At 65.8% G+C, this 18,464-nt stretch carries 15 protein-coding genes; 10 read left to right on the forward strand and 5 right to left on the reverse strand.

All coding sequences use genetic code 11. The features are described 5' to 3' along the window. The first annotated feature begins 287 nt into the window (after window positions 1–287). Complete coding sequence (locus tag AC1C2M_RS08320; RefSeq protein WP_495435918.1) at window positions 288–1,379, forward strand: glycerate kinase; 1,092 nt, start codon at window positions 288–290, stop codon at window positions 1,377–1,379. 128 nt (window positions 1,380–1,507) lie between these two features. Here AC1C2M_RS08320 and AC1C2M_RS08325 read toward each other — a convergent pair whose 3' ends face one another. Both AC1C2M_RS08325 and AC1C2M_RS08330 read right to left on the reverse strand, forming a co-directional pair. Next, on the reverse strand, window positions 1,508–2,275 hold the full coding sequence (locus AC1C2M_RS08325; RefSeq protein WP_483405285.1) for a sugar phosphate isomerase/epimerase family protein: 768 nt from the start codon (window positions 2,273–2,275) through the stop codon (window positions 1,508–1,510). 80 nt (window positions 2,276–2,355) lie between these two features. Further along, window positions 2,356–3,342: an N-acetylglucosamine kinase gene (locus tag AC1C2M_RS08330; protein WP_495435919.1), complete on the reverse strand. Its 987-nt coding sequence runs from the start codon at window positions 3,340–3,342 to the stop codon at window positions 2,356–2,358. Window positions 3,343–3,469: 127 nt separating this feature from the next. Here AC1C2M_RS08330 and AC1C2M_RS08335 point away from each other — a divergent pair, with 127 nt between their 5' ends. From AC1C2M_RS08335 to AC1C2M_RS08355, 5 genes are all read left to right on the forward strand, one after another. Next, window positions 3,470–4,369, forward strand: coding sequence for a MurR/RpiR family transcriptional regulator (locus tag AC1C2M_RS08335; RefSeq protein WP_495435920.1), 900 nt, complete (start codon window positions 3,470–3,472; stop codon window positions 4,367–4,369). After that, complete coding sequence (locus AC1C2M_RS08340) at window positions 4,366–5,121, forward strand: sugar isomerase domain-containing protein (protein WP_495435921.1); 756 nt, start codon at window positions 4,366–4,368, stop codon at window positions 5,119–5,121. Before AC1C2M_RS08335 ends, AC1C2M_RS08340 begins: the two co-directional genes overlap by 4 nt. A gap of 78 nt (window positions 5,122–5,199) precedes the next feature. Further along, complete coding sequence (gene ngcE / locus AC1C2M_RS08345; protein ID WP_483405886.1) at window positions 5,200–6,609, forward strand: N-acetylglucosamine/diacetylchitobiose ABC transporter substrate-binding protein; 1,410 nt, start codon at window positions 5,200–5,202, stop codon at window positions 6,607–6,609. Window positions 6,610–6,698: 89 nt separating this feature from the next. Then, window positions 6,699–7,598: a carbohydrate ABC transporter permease gene (locus AC1C2M_RS08350; protein WP_483405887.1), complete on the forward strand. Its 900-nt coding sequence runs from the start codon at window positions 6,699–6,701 to the stop codon at window positions 7,596–7,598. Beyond that, entirely contained in the window at window positions 7,595–8,503 is a 909-nt protein-coding gene (locus AC1C2M_RS08355; protein ID WP_495435922.1) for a carbohydrate ABC transporter permease, read from the forward strand. Before AC1C2M_RS08350 ends, AC1C2M_RS08355 begins: the two co-directional genes overlap by 4 nt. A 229-nt stretch (window positions 8,504–8,732) precedes the next feature. Here the strand turns inward: AC1C2M_RS08355 and xylB are convergent, their stop codons facing one another. Continuing rightward, window positions 8,733–10,124 carry a xylulokinase gene (gene xylB / locus AC1C2M_RS08360; RefSeq protein ID WP_495435923.1) on the reverse strand — a complete coding sequence of 464 codons (1,392 nt, stop codon included), beginning with the start codon at window positions 10,122–10,124 and terminating at the stop codon, window positions 8,733–8,735. A gap of 161 nt (window positions 10,125–10,285) precedes the next feature. Beyond that, window positions 10,286–11,476, reverse strand: coding sequence for a xylose isomerase (gene xylA / locus AC1C2M_RS08365; protein ID WP_495435924.1), 1,191 nt, complete (start codon window positions 11,474–11,476; stop codon window positions 10,286–10,288). Between the two features lie 367 nt (window positions 11,477–11,843). Here xylA and chvE point away from each other — a divergent pair, with 367 nt between their 5' ends. From chvE to AC1C2M_RS08385, 4 genes are all read left to right on the forward strand, one after another. Beyond that, entirely contained in the window at window positions 11,844–12,968 is a 1,125-nt protein-coding gene (chvE, locus tag AC1C2M_RS08370; protein WP_495432605.1) for a multiple monosaccharide ABC transporter substrate-binding protein, read from the forward strand. A gap of 153 nt (window positions 12,969–13,121) precedes the next feature. Continuing rightward, a complete protein-coding gene (gene mmsA / locus AC1C2M_RS08375; protein WP_495435925.1) occupies window positions 13,122–14,654 on the forward strand; it encodes a multiple monosaccharide ABC transporter ATP-binding protein in 1,533 nt (510 codons plus the stop codon). Between the two features lie 6 nt (window positions 14,655–14,660). Beyond that, complete coding sequence (gene mmsB, locus AC1C2M_RS08380; protein ID WP_495435926.1) at window positions 14,661–15,878, forward strand: multiple monosaccharide ABC transporter permease; 1,218 nt, start codon at window positions 14,661–14,663, stop codon at window positions 15,876–15,878. Window positions 15,879–15,926: 48 nt separating this feature from the next. Continuing rightward, on the forward strand, window positions 15,927–17,150 hold the full coding sequence (locus AC1C2M_RS08385; protein WP_495435927.1) for an ROK family protein: 1,224 nt from the start codon (window positions 15,927–15,929) through the stop codon (window positions 17,148–17,150). A 114-nt stretch (window positions 17,151–17,264) separates the two neighbouring features. On the opposite strand, the gene AC1C2M_RS08390 is transcribed toward AC1C2M_RS08385, so the two are convergent. Beyond that, window positions 17,265–18,221, reverse strand: coding sequence for an acetylxylan esterase (locus AC1C2M_RS08390; protein WP_495435928.1), 957 nt, complete (start codon window positions 18,219–18,221; stop codon window positions 17,265–17,267). Window positions 18,222–18,464: the final 243 nt, after the last annotated feature.

The following is an 18,464-nucleotide window of genomic DNA, read 5'->3' on the forward strand; positions in this document are numbered from 1 at the left end:
GGCCGACCCCGCCGTTGGTGGAGCGTGACCGGCGGACGCCGCCGACTGGCGACAGCCGTTCTCGCGTTGAGTCCGCCGCGGAGTGCTGAACGGGGTGTGTCGTCGTTTCGGGAGGAGAACCTGCGGTCGGCGGGCCTATAGCGGCATGTGCCCCACGATCTACCTCCCGAAACTCAACCGCGGCCCTGCTAAGGCAGGCGTGACGCGGGAGCTGGCCCCACGATCCGTCACGAGCGGCCCCGCCGCCACGCCCACGCCGTCCGCCGCCGCTCTGGCAGAGTGGACCCATGACACCCCACACCGTTGTGATCGCGCCCGATTCGTTCAAGGGCACGGCAACGGCGATCGAGGTGACCGACGCGCTCGCCGAGGGGTGGGCATCCGTTCGCCCCGATGATGTCCTGGTGCGGATGCCGCTCGCCGACGGTGGCGAGGGAACTCTCGATGCGTTCGAGGTCGCCGTCCCCGGAGCCGTGCGCGTGCCCGTGACGGTGCAGGGCCCAGACGACCGCAGCGTCGACGCGAGCTGGATCCGGCTGCCCGACAATTCGGCGGTGGTCGAGCTCGCCGAGACGAGCGGCATCACCCTGCTCGATCCGCTGCTGCCATTCGACGCGCACACGTTTGGCTTCGGCCAGGCCATCGCCGCCGCGCTCGACGCCGGCGTCGAGCGGGTCTACCTCGCGATCGGCGGCAGCTCGTCGACCGACGGCGGCGTCGGCGCGCTCACCGCCCTCGGTGGCCGCTTCCTCGACGGCGACGGCACCCCGATCGCGAACGGGGGGCGTGGGCTCGCACGCCTCGAGGCGGTCGACCTCACCGGGCTTCGCACCCTGCCGACCGGCGGGGCGATCATTCTCAGCGACGTGACCCACCCGCTGCTCGGTGCGGGCGGCGCCGCGGCGGTCTTCGGCCCGCAGAAGGGCGCGACCGCCGCCGATGTCGCCGTGCTCGATGCCGGGCTCGCCCGGCTGGCGGCGCTCCTGCCCGCTGACGCGTCCACCCCGGGCGCGGGTGCCGCGGGCGGCACCGGGTTCGGGCTGCTCGCCTGGGGCGCAACGCTTGCCGCCGGCGCCGACGCGGTCGGTGAGGTCGTGCACGCGGCCGACGCCGTGGCATCCGCCTCGATTGTCGTGACCGGTGAAGGACGTTTTGACGGACAGTCGGATGCCGGAAAGGTCCCGTCGTACGTCCGCTCTCTTGCCGGGGTCGGATCGGCGCGGGCGATGCTCGTCGCCGGCGCGGTCACCGCCGACCCGATCGGTTTCGACGCTGTCGTTTCGCTCACCGAGCTCGCCGGGAGTGCGGAGTCAGCGATGGCGGACACGCGGCTCTGGCTCCGTGAGGCGGGCGCGCGGCTCGCCGCCGTCGCGGGCTGAGCCCGGTTCCCCGGGGCCGAACAGACCGAGAACATCAGTTGCGGTCGAGAACATCCCGCGGAACTGATGCGCTCGACCGGAAGTGATGCTCTCGGCGAGCCAGGCGACTCAGCGGGCGGCGACAGAGTTCAGGCGAGCCAGGACGCGAGGGTCGCGGCCTCACCGGCCAGGAGCGCCGGATCGTCGTTGGGCAGGAACTCGATGAGCGCATCGGTGACGCCTGGCAGGGTGCCAGCAAAGGCGAGGGCGCGCGTCCACAGCGCTTCCCGGCTGTCCAATGGCATCCGTTCGCGTTCGGGCGACCACGAGAAGACGTGAACCGTCGACACCCACTGGGCCAGTTGCGACAGCTCGGCGAGAGCCGCCTCGTCATCAGCGCCGACCGGTGGCTGCCAGTAGCACGACACGTTTGTCGCTGTGATGCCGGAGAGCAGGTCGAGCGTGGATTCGGCGGTGTCCGTCAGAGTGCCGTCGTGGAACTCCAGAGCGACTTCGATGCCGTACTCCGATGCGTGCAGCGCTGCGGAATCGAGCTGGGCGGTGACCAGCGCGCGGTCTTCGGCGGAGGCATCCGCGGACGCCTTCTCGCCGGCCCAGACACGAATGCGCGGGGCCCCGAGCGCCGCGGCCGAGGAGAGCACTGAGGGAAAGTCGCCAACCTCATCACAGCGATAGTAGGAGCCGAGGGATGCCACGTCGAGGCCGGCAGCGCGGGTGCGCTCGCCGACCTCCCGTGCGATCTCGACGTCGCCCGGCGGCACGTGCACGTCGCCGCCCCACTCGATCGACTCGAGCCCGGCGGCGGCCGCAAGGGCGATGACCTCGTCGACACTCGACTCGCGCAGTGTGATCGAGCACAGGCCGGGCCGGATGGACGGGGTCGAGCGGATCTGCATCTGGGTGCCTTTCGTCGTCGGTTGGGTCGAGCGTACCCGCTCGGGGTCTGCCGCAGAGGTCGGCGGGAGCGGGATACCGGTCAGCGCAGGTGGCTGAGCGTTGACCGGATCCGGTCGAACACGTCGGCGGTCACGTCGACACCCGCGGAGCGCAGGCCGAGTACCGCGGCGCCGACGACGCCGTCAGGGACAGTCCTGATCTCCGGACGAAACCCCGACCTGCGGATGATGTCGGCTACGCCGTCGCTCACCAGCGGCTGAGAGGTCAGGATACTTCCGCCGAGAACGAGCGGACCAAGGAGGTCCGGAACCGAAATCGCGTCGAACAATCGAGCGAGCGCGACGATCGCGTCGTCCAGTATTGCGCGCGCTGTGGCATCCGATCCCGCCGCGAAGGCAAGCGGGGCGAACCGCGACAGTTCGACGGGACGCAGGCCGTACAGCGCTTCGGCCAGCGCGCGGAGCGACGAGGGGCGACCGTCCGGTCCGCGCTGGCCCGACTCCTCGATACCGGCAGCCTCGAGGACGAGCGGGACGAGCGCCGTCGGTTCGGCGCGCCCGTCGAGGCTCGCGACGGCGGCACCGACAACCCGGTGGCCGATCCAATAGCCGGAGCCCGCATCGCCGAGCAACCAGCCCAGTCCATCGGCGGTCGCCTCGGTGATGCCGTCGCGCACACGGATTCCCGCCGACCCGGTGCCGGCAACCATCGCATAGCCGTCCGGTTCCCAGGTTCCGGAGAAGTAGATGGCGAGGAGATCGGATGCCACGCCAGCGGTGGCAGGGAACCCCCGAGCGGCGAGCGGCGTGGTCACCCAGTCGATCGGCCCGGAAACGCTCATACCCGCCATCGCGATGAGGACGTGCCCGATATCGCTCGACGGCCGTCCGGCAGCGTCACTCGCCACCTCGGCCGCCGCGGTGATCGACGCGGCGGCGCGCTCGGGACCGGACGACACGGGGTTGCCGCCTCCGGCAAATCCATAGCCGTGGCAATGACCCGTTTCATCCAGCAGGACGGCACGCGTGGATGTGCCACCGGCGTCTATTGCGAGAACGTTAATCATTCGTTACGACTTCGTGATGGTTGCAACATTGCTCTTCCTCGCTGGTAAGAATACTTTTCAACAAAGCTCCAATCCACTGAAACGGATTTTCATGTCAGCGCTGACATCTGGGAGAGAGGCATTGCGTATGTCGACTCGCATTCAGGCCAACCTGCCACAAATGTCGAGCGTTATGGTGAAAATCGCCGAGCTTCTTCTTGAGCAGCCCACTCTGCCGCTCGAGCTGTCCATCACTGAACTCGCAGATCGGGCGGGAACGTCAGCCGCGACGGTGACCAGATTCTGCCGACAGATCGGTTTCAGCGGCTACGTCCAGTTCCGGGTCGGCGTCGCGAGCGACAGCGGCAGGGGCGACGCCCATGAGTCCTGGCGCGCCGATATCGGCCGGGCCTTTGCTCCGGAAGACACCCCGGGCGAGGTGCTGAGCACCCTCCTCAACGCGCACGTCCGATCGCTCGAAACCACGGCGCAGCAGATGGACCTCACCGCCGTCACCGCGATCGCCGGTGCGATCGCGACGACGCCGCACCTCGACATCTACGGCATCGGCGGGAGCGCCGGCATGGCGCTCGAAATGCAGGGACGCCTGTATCGCATCGGCATCAACGCCCACTGCTGGTCCGAGGTTCACGCCGGACTCACGAGCGCGGCGATTCTCGGCGAGGGGGCTGTGGCAATCGGAATCTCGAACACCGGTCGCACCGAGGAAACCATCCAGATGTTGTCCCAGGCGAAGTCGTCCGGCGCATTCACGATCTCCCTGAGCAACAACTCCAGGTCGCCGCTCGCCACCGTTGCCGACGTGAATGTCGTCACCGCAGCGCCCGAACAGTTCCTGCAGCCAGACGATCTCTCCGCGAAACACTCGCAACTCTTTGTGCTCGACCTGCTCTATCTGCTCGTCGCCCAGCACAATTCGGCCGAAACCGCGGCAAAGCTCGCGGCCAGCGCCATGGCGGTCTCCGAACACCGCCGTCCCGCGGGGCGCGATGCCCGAACCACGACAACGAAAGGCGGGGGCCGATGACGGACCTTGTTCACCAGCTGCTCATCCAGGCGACAACCCGGCTGGAGCGGCTTGCGGAACTCGCGGGATCCGGCGGACTCGATGCTGCCGTCGACCTCTGCGTCGATGCGCTCGACGCAGGCGGGGTGCTCCAGGCGTTCGGCACCGGCCACTCGCAGGCATTCGCCATGGAGATCGCCGGCCGTGCCGGCGGCCTCATCCCGACCAATCGCATCTCGCTCCAGGACCTCGTTCTGTACGGAGGGAGGGATGTCGGAGACCTCGGTGGATCGACCCTCGAGCGTGACTCCGCTGTGGTCGACGAGCTCATCGAGGTGTCGGTCATCAACCCGCAGGACGTGTTCCTGATCGCGTCGAACTCGGGAGTCAACGGATCCATCGTCGGCTTTGCGCTCGCCGTGAAGGAACGCGGTCACAAGCTCATCGCGGTGACGAGCCTCGAGCACACGAACGCGGTCGAGCCCAAGCATCCGAGCGGCAAGCGGCTCAGCGACGTCGCGGACGTCGTCATCGACAACCTGGCGCCCTTCGGTGACACCACCCTCGAGCTTCCCGGCGGTGCCGGCGTTGGTGCCATCTCTTCGATCACATCGGCGTTCATCGCGCAGATGCTGACCGTCGAGGTTTCCCGCCGGTTTACCGAGAGGGATGAAGTTCCGCCCCTGTACATCTCGGCGAATATCCCGGCAGGGGATGCTCACAACAGCGCACTCGAAGACAAGTACCGCGGAAAAATCCGCAGACTCGCATAACCCCAACCCCCCACCCGCTGATCAGGGGACCCAACCCGGTTCGGCAATCCCAGCAAAATTGGAAGGCACATCACAATGATGAATATAGATAACGTGGTCATCGACCGACGCAATGTGCTCAGGGGCGCTATTGCCGCTGCAGTACTGATCCCGCTCGGCGGATCGCTGATGTCCTGCGCAACGGGAGGACCCGGTGGCACGGGCGGCGCGGCAGGAACCGTCTCGGCCAATAACCCGTTCGGCATGGCAGACAACTCCACCATCGACTCGGTCATCTTCGACGGCGGCTACGGCGTTGACTACGTCGAGTACGCGGCCAAGATCCTCGAGAAGAACCACGAGGGCTCGACAGCCAAGGTCGCGTCGAGCACGCAGATCGCCCAGGAACTCCAGCCTCGCTTCGTCGCGGGCAACCCGCCTGACCTCGTCGACAATTCAGGTTCAGGCCTGATCGGAATGAACACGATCCTCGACCAGCTCGAGGACCTCACCGATGTCATCGACGCCGAGAACCTCGAGGGCGACAAGATCCGCGACACGCTCTACGGGGGAGTGCTCACTCCCGGCACTTACGACGGCAAGCTCGCCGCCCTCAACTACGTCCTCACCGTCTACGGCACGTGGTATTCGTCGAGCCTGTTCGAGGAGAACGGCTGGGCTGTTCCAACCACCTGGGCGGAGATGATGGACCTCGGTGCCAAGGCAAAGGAGCAGGGCAAGTACCTCTTCGTCTGGGGCAAGGAAGCGGCAACCTACTACCAGACGATGGCCATCGAGTCGGCGATCAAGGAAGGTGGAGACGAGGTCCGTCTCGCCCTCGAGAACCTCGAGGAAGGCTGCTGGTCACTTCCGGCGGTACAGAGCGTCTTCACGGCGATGCACGACATCGTCGCCGCCGGCTACATGAAGCCCGGTGGAGCCGGTACCCAGTTCACCGCCGCTCAGGCACAGTGGAGCAACGACATGGATGCGATCCTGTACCCGTCAGGGTCCTGGATCGAGAACGAAATGAAGGACAACACCGCGGAGGGCTTCGCCATGAAGGGCTTCCCTGCACCGGTGGTCTCGGCGAGTTCCGCAATGCCGGTCGAGGCGCTGCACTCAACGGCGGGCGAGCCGTTCATCGTTCCGTCGCAGGGCAAGAACGTGGCCGGCGGCAAGGAACTCCTTCGGACAATGCTGTCGAAGGATGCCGCGACGAACTTTGCGAAGACGAAGCTCGCTCCGACCATCGTCAAGGGACTCGTGCCCGCCGACGGTTTCGGATCGACCGCGCTCGTGTCGCAGACCGAGATGCTGGATGCCGCTGGCGACAACATCTTCACCTGGGGCTTTGTCGACCTGTACGGCACCAACGCCGACCAGCTCGTCGTCTGGAACTCCTTCCTCGACGGCAAGTCCGATGTCGCCACCCTCACCTCGAGTCTTCAGGAAATCACCGACAGGGTGAGGAACGACGACTCGATCGACAAAATCGAGATCAAGTGATCGATACGGCACTCGCCAACACGACGCCGGGCAGCCAAAAGGCTGCCCGGCCGCGGAAGAGGAAGGCCACCTTCGACTACGTGTCGTTCATGGTGGTCTTCCTCGGGTTGCCCCTCGCAATCTTCGTGATCTTCGTGATCTGGCCATTTGTCCAGGCGGTGTATTACTCCCTCACCGACTGGTCGGGGTTCAGTCCCGAGATGAACATCGTCGGGATCAACAACTACCTCCGGCTGCTGAGCGACGACATCTTCCTCACGGCGCTCGGCAACAACGTTCTGCTCGCCATCGTCGTTCCGCTCGTCACCATCGTGCTCGCGCTCGCGCTCGCCACCATGGTCACCGTCGGTGGACCAAGCCACGGTCCCATCCGCGGCCTGCGGAACTCGAGCTTCTACCGGGTCGTCTCCTTCTTCCCGTACGTGATCCCCGCCATCGTCACCGGCATCCTCTGGGGTCAGATCTACAACCCGGCTGGCCTGCTCAACGGGCTCCTCGGACTCGTCGGTCTCGACATGTTCGAGTCGTTCGCGTGGCTCGGCGATGAGCGAACCGCGATGGGCGCAACGATCTTCGTGATCGTGTGGGGCTTCGTTGGTTTCTACATGGTGCTCTTCGTCGCGGCGATCAAGGGCGTGCCGGCGGAAACGTATGAGGCGGCCAGGATCGATGGGGCGGGGCGCATGCGCACGGCCTTCTCGATCACGATCCCGCTCATTCGTGACAACATCCAGACCGCGTACATCTATCTCGGAATCATGGCGCTCGACGCCTTCGTCTACATGCAGGCGCTCAACCCGGGCGGCGGTCCCAACAACTCGACGCTCGTGATGAGCCAGCAGCTGTTTCGGACGGCGTTCGTCAAGGGCGAGTTCGGGCAGGCGAGTGCCATGGGTGTTGTGCTCGCGATCGTGACCCTGATTTTTGCGGCACTGGTCTTCACGGTCAACCGCATCACCGGCGGCAAGGAAGAGAGGGGCCGCGCATGACAACCGAAGCCATCACCACACGGGGCGTATCGCGCCCCGACCGTTCACCGGGTTTCTCTCGCAAACCGGTGAACACACCGGGAGACAAAGCCGTCGGGGTTCTCTCCCACACCGCGCTCGTCATCTGGTCGCTCATCGTCATTCTGCCGCTGCTGTGGACGCTCATGACGAGCTTCAAGACGACGAAGGAGATCTTCGCCTCGCCGTTCTCGCTCCCCGCCGACTGGAACTTCAACAACTACGTCTCCGCCTGGACGCGAGAGGGCATCGGTAATTACTTCCTCAACACGGTGATCGTCGTCGGGTTCGCGCTCGTCATCGTCATGGTCCTCGGCGCGATGTGCGCGTACGTGCTCGCCCGGTACAGGTTCTTCGGAAGCAGGGCCATCTACTACCTGATGCTTGCGGGACTCACCTTCCCGGTGTTCCTGGCGATCGTTCCGTTGTTCTTCGTACTCCGCAACATCGGGCTGCTCAACACGCTTCCCGGCCTCATCCTCACCTACGTGGCATTCGCGCTGCCGTTCACGGTGTTCTTCCTGTACTCCTTCTTCAAGGGGCTGCCGGATGAGATCGCAGAAGCCGCGGCAATAGACGGTGCGGGGGAGTGGCGGACCTTCTTCCAGGTGATGCTGCCGATGGCGAAACCGGGGATGGCATCCGTCGCGATCTTCAACTTCCTCGGCCTGTGGAACCAGTTCCTGCTGCCCGTGGCGTTGAATACCGACAAGAACAACTACGTTCTCTCGCAGGGCATGGCGTCGTTCGCGTCGTCAGCGGGTTACGCCGTCGACTTCGGCGCGCTGTTCGCCGCCGTTGTCATCACCATCGTGCCCGTGCTCATCGCCTACGTGATCTTCCAGCGCCAGCTGCAGGGATCCGTCAGCCAGGGGACCATGAAGTAGACACATCACCCGAACGGATGCCGCGGTCACGTCACCGTGACGGCATCCGTTCGGTGGACGCAAACGCACGGAGGGATCGCACCCTCCGTGCTTTTGCGTCAGATGAAGAGCGCCTGCCCGACGTGGCCGCCGTTCCAGTTGCGCGATTACAGGGAATAGCGCGCTCTTTCGACGTAATCGCGCAACTGGAAGGAAAGCGTGCGCGCGGAAGCGTGCCCGCCGACCGCGCTCAGTGCGCGCGGTACTGCTCGCGGATCACCGGGCGGAAGTCGACCGGCGGCTCGGCCGTGATCGACAGCGGCCAGTCCGGACGCTCGCCGGTCAGCGCCCATGCGGCCTGTGCCGCAGCGCCCGCCGCGACGTACTCACCCGGCCGGGGGATGACGACGGGAACGTCGAAGACCTGCGCGGCGATCTGCTGAACGGCCGGGTTCTGGGCGGCCCCACCGACGATGAGGATCCGCTCCGCGACGACGCCCTGCGCCCGCACAGCGTCGAGCCCGTCGGCGAGTCCGCAGAGCATGCCCTCGATCGCCGCACGCGCCAGGTTGGGCCGCGTGGTCGACCCGAGGGTCATTCCGAACAGGGTCGCGGTGGCGTCGGGACGGTTGGGCGTGCGCTCGCCCTCGAAGTACGGCTGAAGCACGAGGCCGTTCGCACCGGGCTCAGCCGACAGGGCGAGTTCGCCCAGCTCATCGTGGCTCACGCCGAGCAGGCCCGCGATCGCGTCGAGGATGCGCGCCGCATTGAGGGTCGCGATCAGCGGCAGGAACAGTCCGGAGGCGTCCGCGAATCCGGCGACGGTGCCCGTGGCATCCGTTGCCGGCGTTTCGGTGACGGCGAAGACGGTACCGCTCGTGCCGATCGAGACGACGACGTCGCCGGATGCCGCGCCAAGCCCGAGTGCGGCGCCTGCGTTGTCACCGGCGCCTGGTCCGACGAGGGTGCCGTTTGTCATCAGCCCGGCTTGTTCGCCAGGCCCGAGAACCCGCGGCAGGATCGCGGAGTGGCCGAGTGCGCGTTCGAAGAAGTCGAGTTCGTACTCGCCGGTGACCGCCGACCAGTACGCGGTTCCTGAGGCGTCGGATCGATCGGTCGTCAATTCCTCGAGCACCGGGCCGAGCTCGGACTCGTCGACAGGGCCGAACCCGCGGAGGCGCCAGGTCAGCCAGTCATGGGGGAGTGCGACGGCGGCGACGCGGGCGGCGTTCTCCGGTTCGGCGTCGCGCAGCCAGCGCAGCTTGGTCGCCGTGAACGAGGCGACGGGGACGACGCCGATTCGCGACGCATACACGTCGGCGCCCACCTCGGCGATGAGGTCCCGCGCGGCGGCCGCGCTGCGGGTGTCGTTCCAGAGCAGTGCGTCGCGGATGACCCGGCCGTCCTCATCGAGGACCACCATGCCGTGCTGCTGCCCGCCGACCGAAATCGCCGCGACATCGTCGAGTCCACCTGCCTCGGCGATCGCCGTGTTCAGCGCGTCCCACCACGCCGATGGCGCCACCTCTGTTCCTGACGGATGCGGTGCGCGGCCGGAGCGCACGATCTCGCCGGTATCGGCATCCGTGATCACAATCTTGCAGCTCTGGGTCGAGGAGTCGACGCCGGCGACGAGGGTCATGGGGGTGCCTTTCGGTGGGAGTTATGCCGTGTAAAGAGCGCGGACCCCGACGCCTGGTGCTCGCCAATGCGTCGGAGTCCGCCACTCGGTCGTGAGGGAGAGCGGATGCCGTGGCCCGGTACGAAACGTACAGTGCCGCGGCATCCGCGCCCCGCGGTTCTTTATCGTGCGTTCAGCAGGTGCTCGAGTGCGAGCTGCTGCAGGCGAACGAATCCGAAGCCCTTGCCGTTGAAGTACTCATCGGCGTTGAAGTCCTCGAATGCGCTGCGGTCAGCGAGCAGGTCGTCGTAGCTCTCGCCCGGGTTCAGCGTGGTGTCGCTGAGCTCGGTCACGCGAGAAGCGGCGAGTGCTTCCTGGACCTCGGGGTCGGCGCGGAATGCTGCGGCCCGCTCCTTGAGCAGGAGGTAGGTGCGCATGTTGGCCGCTGCTGAGTCCCAGACGCCGGTCTCGTCCTCGGTGCGGCTCGGCTTGTAGTCGAAGTGGCGGGGGCCGTCGTAGGCCGGTCCGCCGTTCGGGCCGCCGTTTTCGAGGAGGTCGACGAGCGAGAAGGCGTTCTGCAGGTCGCCGTGACCGAAGACGAGGTCCTGGTCGTACTTGATGCCCCGCTGGCCGTTGAGGTCGATGTGGTACAGCTTGCCGGCATCCAGCGCCTGCGCAATACCAGCGGTGAAGTTGAGCCCGGCCATCTGCTCGTGCCCAACCTCGGGGTTCACGCCGACGAGTTCGGGGCGCTCGAGGGTGTTGATGAACGCGATGGCGTGACCGAGGGTCGGCAGCAGGATGTCGCCGCGCGGCTCGTTCGGCTTCGGCTCGATAGCGAAACGGATGTCATAACCCTTGTCGGTGACGTAGTCGCCGAGCAGGTTGACGGCCTCGCGGTACCGCTCGAGAGCGCCGCGGATGTCCTTCGCTGCGTCGTACTCAGCGCCCTCGCGGCCGCCCCACATGACGAAGGTCTTTGCACCGAGCTCAGCGGCGAGGTCGATGTTGCGCAGCACCTTGCGGAGGGCGAACCTGCGCACGTTGCGGTCGTTCGAGGTGAAGCCGCCGTCCTTGAAGACGGGGGCCGAGAAGAGGTTGGTGGTGACCATCGGCACGATGAGGCCGGTGTCTTCGAGGGCCTTCTTGAGGCGGTCGATCTGCGTCTGGCGCTCAGCGTCGGTCGAACCGAACGCGAACAGGTCGTCGTCGTGGAACGTCAGGCCGTATGCGCCGAGTTCGGTGAGCTTCTCAACGGCGTGCACGACGTCGAGCGGCGCGCGGGTCGGTCCGCCGAAGGGGTCGGCGCCGTTGTAGCCGACGGTCCAGAGGCCGAAGGAGAATTTGTCGTCGCGGGTGGGGGTGAGGCTCATGTGGTGCTCCCATTCAGCATCGTTGATGATTTGTTGGATGTAGAAACATATTACACAACGGATGCCGTTTGGCCAGCCGGTCGACGGCATCCGGGTGAAAAGTTTCAGCCCAAAACATATTCCACAATCGGCACATGGTCGACCCCCTGCGTGCGGATCCGAACGCTCGCCGGGGCCGCCATGGCCGGTCGAGAATTTCTCAGAAAACGCTGGACGGGCTGCCGGGACTGGGTTATGTTCTCTCCGTCAACAAAGGTCGTGGGTCGTCGCAGCATCATGCAGCGGCGCAGGCACGACGAGGTAACTGCCGCCCGTTTTGCCCGGCGCGCTGGCAGAACCGGAAGCATTCAGAGAGGAAAGCAACCACATGTCCATGACCCGTAAAATTCTCGCGGTCGCGGCGACAGGCGCGGTAGTCCTGTCGCTCGCAGCATGTTCAAACGACACCGGCGGTGGCGGGGGCGGGGGCGCTGCCGACGGTGGCGGCGACTGCAACGTGGGTATCTCGATGCCCACCCGCAGCCTCGAACGCTGGATCAATGATGGTGAGCAGTTGCAGGAGGCGCTCGAAGAAGCCGACTGCACCGTCGACCTGCAATACGCAGACAACAAAACGGACCAGCAGATCAGCCAGATCCAGAACCAGATCGCCAGTGGCGCTAAAATCCTCGTGATCGCCGCCATCGACGGCGAGGTGCTCGCGCCGGTGCTCGAAGAGGCCAAGGGGCAGGATGCCACGATCATCGCGTACGACCGGCTGATCAACGGCACCGAGAACGTCGACTACTACGCGACCTTCGACAACTACCAGGTCGGCCAGCTCCAAGGCCAGTTCATCGAAGAGCAGCTCGACCTCGCCAGTGGCGCAGGTCCCTTCAACCTCGAACCGTTCGCCGGCAGCCCTGACGACAACAACGCGAAGTTCTTCTTCTCCGGCGCGTGGGACGTGCTGCTGCCATACGTGGAGAGCGGACAGCTCGTTGTTCCTTCGGGCAACGCTCCGGCCTCGAACGAGGAGTGGGCGTCGATCGGTATCCAGGGCTGGCTGTCTGACCGGGCGCAGTCCGAGATGGACAACCGCCTGTCGTCGTTCTACTCCGGTGACGAGAAGGTCGACGTTGTCTTGTCCCCGAACGACAGCCTCGCTGTCGGCATCATCGCCTCGCTGCGGTCGGCGGGATACGTGCCCGGTGAGGACTACCCGCTCATCACCGGTCAGGACGCCGATAAAGCCAACGTCAAGGCCATCCTCGACGGAGAACAGTCGATGACCGTGTGGAAGGACACCCGCACGCTCGGTGACCGCGTCTTCACCATGGTCGAACAGATCATCGCGGGCGACGAGGTCGAGGTCAACGATGAGGAGACCTACGACAACGGCGAGAAGGTCGTTCCCTCGTTCCTGCTTGAGCCAGAGGTCGTCGTCGAGGAGGACGTGCAGTCCAAGCTCGTCGACTCCGGCTTCGTGAAGGCGGAGGACGTCGGGCTCTGACCCGCACCGCGAGCGCGACCGGCTCCGCCATCCCGGTGGGGCCGGTCGCACCGGCGTGGTGGTACACGAAGACATGCCTCGATGGGGCATCCGCACTGTGCAGTGAATCCGGATGCCGGGGGCGCGGCAGTGAGAAAGGAACGGAGGGCGGCTATGGCGGGCACGACCATTCTCAAGATGAACGACATCGTCAAGGACTTCAACGGGGTCAAAGCGCTCGACGGGGTGTCCATCGACGTCCGCCGCGGCGAGGTCCACGGTATCTGTGGCGAGAACGGGGCGGGAAAGTCGACGCTCATGAAGGTGCTGTCCGGCGTCTATCCGGCCGGCAGTTTCGACGGCGACATCGAGTTCGAGGGCAGGAAAGTCGCCTACCGATCGATCAATGACAGCGAACACGACGGCATCGTCATCATTCACCAGGAACTGGCGCTCAGCCCATACCTGTCGATCGCGGAGAACATCTTCCTCGGCAACGAGAACCAGAAACGGGGCGTGATCGACTGGAACAAGACCAACCGGGAAGCCGCGCTGCTGCTCGCCCGCGTCGGACTGAGTGATAATCCGGCAACGAAGATCCTCGAGCTCGGAGTCGGGAAGCAGCAACTCGTCGAGATCGCCAAGGCGCTCTCGAAGCGGGTGAAGCTGCTCATCCTGGATGAGCCAACCGCCGCTCTCAACGACGAGGACAGCGCGCACCTGCTCGGCCTGATCGAGCAGCTCCGCAGCCAGGGCATCACGTGCATCATCATCTCCCACAAGCTCAAGGAGATTAAGCGCGTCGCCGACACGGTGACGGTCCTGCGCGACGGCAAGACGATCGAGACCATTGACATGGCAGGGCCGGATGCCACCGAGGCACGAATCATCCGCTCGATGGTGGGCCGAGATCTCAGCAGCCTGTTCCCGCCGCGCGACCCGCGGATCGGGGAGGAGGTGCTGAGGGTCGAAAACTGGACGGTGCACCACCCGGTGGACACCAGCAGGAAGGTCGTCGACGGTGCCTCGTTCACCGTCCGCGCCGGCGAGATCGTCGGTTTCGCCGGCCTGATGGGTGCTGGCCGCACCGAACTCGCGATGAGCCTGTTCGGCCGGTCATACGGCACCAACATCTCCGGGACCGTTTTCAAGAACGGGAAAGAGATCCAGCTGCGCACCGTCGACGAAGCGATCTCCCAGGGCTTCGCCTATGCGACCGAGGACCGCAAGCGGTACGGCCTCAACCTGATCGGAGACATCGCGGTGAACGTGTCCGCTGCCGCCCTGGGCAAGCTCGCCAGGCTCGGCGTGATCGACCGCAACCGCGAATACAAGGTCGCGGACTCGTACCGACAAAAGATGAACATCAAGGCGCCGAGTGTGTCGTCGATTACCGGCAAGTTGTCGGGAGGAAACCAGCAGAAGGTCGTGCTGTCGAAGTGGATCTTCACCGGCCCGGACGTCCTCATCCTCGACGAACCGACGCGCGGAATCGACGTCGGCGCCAAATACGAGATCTACGGCATCATCAACGAGCTCGCCGCCCAGGGTAAGGCCGTCGTCGTGATCTCGTCGGAGCTGCCGGAGCTGCTCGGCCTCGCCGACCGGATCTACGCCATCTCCGAAGGCAAGCTCACGGGAGAGGTGGCCCGCGAGGACGCGTCCCAGGAGCAACTCATGCACTACATGACCGCGGGAAAGGACTGAGTCCCGATGAGCACGACAACAACGACCACACCAACCGAGCCGGCCGCACCGCCCAGGCGTCGCGTCCCGAAGCTCTCGATCAACCTGCGCCAGTACGGCATTCTGGCCGCCCTCGCGATCATCGTCATCCTGTTCCAGATCCTGACCGACGGGCGACTTCTGCTGCCGGGAAACGTCAACAACCTGATCCAGCAGAACGCCTACGTTCTCATCCTGGCGATCGGCATGGTCATCGTGATCATCGCTGGACACATCGACCTCTCCGTCGGTTCGGTGGTCGCCATGGTCGGCGCCGTCGCCGCAATCAGTATGAATACATGGGGACTGCCGTGGTGGCTGTCCGTCATCCTCGCGATCGGAGTGGGTGCCGCCGTCGGGGCGTGGCAGGGGTTCTGGGTGGCCTTCGTCGGAATCCCGGCGTTCATCGTCACCCTTGCCGGGATGCTCATCTTCCGCGGCCTCACCCTCGTCCTCCTCACCGGTGGCACGATCTCGGGCCTTCCACGGGAGTACCTCGCGATCGGTGGTGGATGGTTGCCCGGATTCCTCGGCGAGATCGGCGGACGCGACGTGCTCACGCTCGCCCTCGGCATCCTGACCGCTGCTGCCCTGATCATCCAGCAACTTCGCAGTCGTGCCGTGCTCAAAAAACTCGACCTGCCGCGTGAGCCGATCGCGTCGATGTGGATCAAGACCGGAATCGCCGCCGTCGCCATTCTGTGGTTCGCCTGGCTGCTGTCCGGTTACAGCGGAACGCCGATCATCCTCATCATTCTGGCCGTGCTGATTCTGCTCTACACCTTCGTGCTCAACCGCACAGTGTTCGGCCGCCACGTGTACGCGATGGGTGGCAACCTGTTCGCCGCGGTCATGAGCGGGGTGAAGACCAAGTGGGTCAACTTCTTCATCTTCGTCAACATGGGTGTGCTCGCCGGACTCGCGGGCGTCGTGGCAACGGCGCGCGCGGGCGGCGCAGTGGCATCCGCCGGTGGAAACTACGAACTCGACGCGATCGCAGCGGTGTTCATCGGTGGCGCTGCGGTTCAGGGCGGCGTTGGTACTGTTGTCGGGGCCGTCATCGGCGGCCTTGTCATGGGTGTGCTCAACATGGGGTTGTCGATCCTCTCCGTTGACGCCGCATGGCAGCAGACCATCAAGGGGCTCGTGCTCCTGCTCGCCGTCGCGTTCGACATCTTCAACAAGCGACGCTCCGGCGGCAACTGACCCTGCGCGGCGCCGCACAGGGAGAATACCGAGGGGTGGTGACGAGTGGTGAGCATCGCGCCGTCCACCCTCGGTATCCGCGGTGGCACGAGCAACGACCAGCTCCGGCGGTACAACCTCTCGATGGTCATGACGATGCTGCACCACGCCGGCGGCTGCTCCCGCGCCGAGCTGACGAGGCGCACCGGGCTCAACCGGTCGACGATCGCTGCCCTCGTCGCGGAACTCAGCGACCTCGGCATGGTTTTCGAGGGTGAACCGGAGAGCGCCATCGGCCGGGTCGGCCGGCCGAGCCTGCAGGTGTTCCCCAACCCCGGAATTGCGGCCATCGCGGTCACTCCCGAGATCGACGCGGTCACCGTCGGGCTCGTCGGGCTTGGCGGCGAAGTGATCCGTCGCATCCGCTTCGATACGACGCGGATTGCGAGCGTGCACGAGACGGTCAACGCCGTGCGCGCCATCGTCGACGGAATGCGCGGCGAGATCGACAGAAACTACCGCATCGCCGGAGTCGGGGTCGCCGTGCCCGGCCTCGTGAACGTGACCGACGGCCGGGTCCTCGTCGCGCCGCACCTGGGCTGGCGCGACGCTGCAGTCGCCACGGCGCTGCAGAAGGCACTGGGCTATCCGGTTCACGCCGGCAACGATGCAAGCCTCGGCGCGATCGCCGAGAGTCTCTTCGGCGTCGCCCAGAACATCGACGATCTCGTGTACCTCAACGGAAGCGCGTCGGGCATCGGCGGCGGACTCATCATCGGCGGGGCACCGCTCCGCGGCACGAGCGGTTACGCCGGTGAGCTCGGGCACACACTCGTCAACAGCGTCGGGTCGCGTTGCCACTGCGGCCGTATCGGATGCCTCGAGACCGAGGTCAGCATGTCCCGCCTTCTTGCGGTGCTCGGCTTGCCGCGCGCCGACGTGGACGAGCTCGACATTGCCCTCGGGGTCTCCCGCGACCCCGCTGTCCTCGCCGAGGTGCAGCGGCAGCTCGACCTCCTGTCGGAGGCAATCTCGAACTTCGTGAACATGTTCGACCCCGAGATGGTGATCCTGGGCGGCTTTCTCGGTTCGCTGCTCTCCGTCGGTCGGGAACGACTCGTGGATGCCGTCAGCATCCGTTCGATGTCGAGCGTCGGGCACACTGTGCAGATCGAGCGCGCCAGCCTCGGCTCACGGCTGGTCCTGGTCGGTGCCGCAGAACTCGCGTTCGCTGGCCTGCTCGACGATCCGGCCGGTTTCGTGCGCGGCAGCGCTGGCGCTCACCGCGGCTGACACTCGCCCGGCGGGTGCTGCGGCGAAAACATCAGTTCCGGTCCAGGGCATCAGGTGCGCGGGATGCTTTCGACCGGAAGTGATGCTCTCGCGTCGACAGCCCGGAGCGCCGACTCAGGCGTTGCCGACGATTCCGCGGAAGAACTCGAGCGCGCGCTGCTCATCGATGATGCCGCCGCCCTCGTGCCCGTTGTACTGCCACAGCGACATCGACCGCTCGCCGCCGTACACGTTGTACGCGCCGTGGACCGTCGACGGCGGGCAGGTGGCGTCCATCAGGGCCGCCGAGAACAGGGCGGGTGCCGTCGCTCGCTTCGCGAAGTTGACGCCGTCGAAGTAGCGGAGCACCTCTGCGACAGCCTCGACCTTCGACCGGTGCACCGCCAGATAGTCGCGGATCTCCTTGTACGGGTAGGCATCGGTCATCACCGTCGCGCGGGGAAAGTCGCAGAGGAACGGCACGCACGGGGCAACGGCGGCGAGCCCAGGCACGAGCCCTGCGACCGCGAGTGCGATGCCACCGCCCTGGCTGCCGCCAAAGACGGAGACGCGCGACGGGTCGACCTCGGCCAGTTCGCGCACCGTCTCGACGGCGCGGACGGCATCCGTGAACAGCCGCCGGTAGTAATACGTTTCGCGGCTGTCGATTCCGCGCGTCATCACACCGGGGATCTGCGGGCCGGTGCCGTCGGGGTCGGGTGTGTCGCCGAGTGACCAGCCGCTGCCCTGTCCGCGGGTGTCCATCTGGAAGTGGACAAAGCCCGATGAGGCGAAGAGCAGGTTCTCGAGGTAGTGGCCGCGGCCGCCGCCGTAGCCGACGAACTGCACGATCGCGGGCAGCGGACCCGCCGCACCCTTCGGCATCCGCAGCCATGCCCTGACCGGCTGGCCGGTCCACCCGGAGAAGGTCACGTCGAAGACATCGATCGTGGTCAAGCCCGACTCCACCGGTTCAATGCGAACAGCGGATGCCGCGGCGCGCGAGGTCGTCAGCGTTGCGTCCCAGAACTCATCGAAGTCGTCAGGGTCGACCTGGCTGCTGCGGTAATCGGGGAGTTCGGACGCGGGCATGTCGACGTACATCGTTGGACCTCTCGAGTGGGGCTGGAAGCGGACTAAGACTAGCGAGTGGGCGTGCGGATCGCGTCGTCGACACGTGCGACGAGTGAGTGTCCTCGCGTGCCGCTGTCGACGGAAACGTGGTCATTTTCCCGACTATGGGGACCAGACGTCCGGCGATTCCACGACGTTGGTATCGTTCGATGAAGGAATGACACCTCGGACGCTCGCTCCCGACAGCGCGCTCTCGTACGC

This window comes from Mycetocola sp. Y444, from assembly GCF_059445295.1.

Excerpts from the sequence above, each read along its gene's own strand:
- mmsB (WP_495435926.1), top strand. The coding sequence starts at position 14,661 with ATGAGCACGACAACAACGACCACACCAACCGAGCCGGCCGCACCGCCC.
- AC1C2M_RS08390 (WP_495435928.1), bottom strand. The coding sequence starts at position 18,221 with ATGCCCGCGTCCGAACTCCCCGATTACCGCAGCAGCCAGGTCGACCCT.
- AC1C2M_RS08335 (WP_495435920.1), top strand. The coding sequence starts at position 3,470 with ATGTCGACTCGCATTCAGGCCAACCTGCCACAAATGTCGAGCGTTATG.
- mmsA (WP_495435925.1), top strand. The coding sequence starts at position 13,122 with ATGGCGGGCACGACCATTCTCAAGATGAACGACATCGTCAAGGACTTC.
- AC1C2M_RS08350 (WP_483405887.1), top strand. The coding sequence starts at position 6,699 with ATGGTGGTCTTCCTCGGGTTGCCCCTCGCAATCTTCGTGATCTTCGTG.
- xylB (WP_495435923.1), bottom strand. The coding sequence starts at position 10,124 with ATGACCCTCGTCGCCGGCGTCGACTCCTCGACCCAGAGCTGCAAGATT.
- ngcE (WP_483405886.1), top strand. The coding sequence starts at position 5,200 with ATGAATATAGATAACGTGGTCATCGACCGACGCAATGTGCTCAGGGGC.
- AC1C2M_RS08355 (WP_495435922.1), top strand. The coding sequence starts at position 7,595 with ATGACAACCGAAGCCATCACCACACGGGGCGTATCGCGCCCCGACCGT.
- xylA (WP_495435924.1), bottom strand. The coding sequence starts at position 11,476 with ATGAGCCTCACCCCCACCCGCGACGACAAATTCTCCTTCGGCCTCTGG.
- chvE (WP_495432605.1), top strand. The coding sequence starts at position 11,844 with ATGTCCATGACCCGTAAAATTCTCGCGGTCGCGGCGACAGGCGCGGTA.
- AC1C2M_RS08320 (WP_495435918.1), top strand. The coding sequence starts at position 288 with ATGACACCCCACACCGTTGTGATCGCGCCCGATTCGTTCAAGGGCACG.
- AC1C2M_RS08325 (WP_483405285.1), bottom strand. The coding sequence starts at position 2,275 with ATGCAGATCCGCTCGACCCCGTCCATCCGGCCCGGCCTGTGCTCGATC.
- AC1C2M_RS08330 (WP_495435919.1), bottom strand. The coding sequence starts at position 3,342 with ATGATTAACGTTCTCGCAATAGACGCCGGTGGCACATCCACGCGTGCC.
- AC1C2M_RS08340 (WP_495435921.1), top strand. The coding sequence starts at position 4,366 with ATGACGGACCTTGTTCACCAGCTGCTCATCCAGGCGACAACCCGGCTG.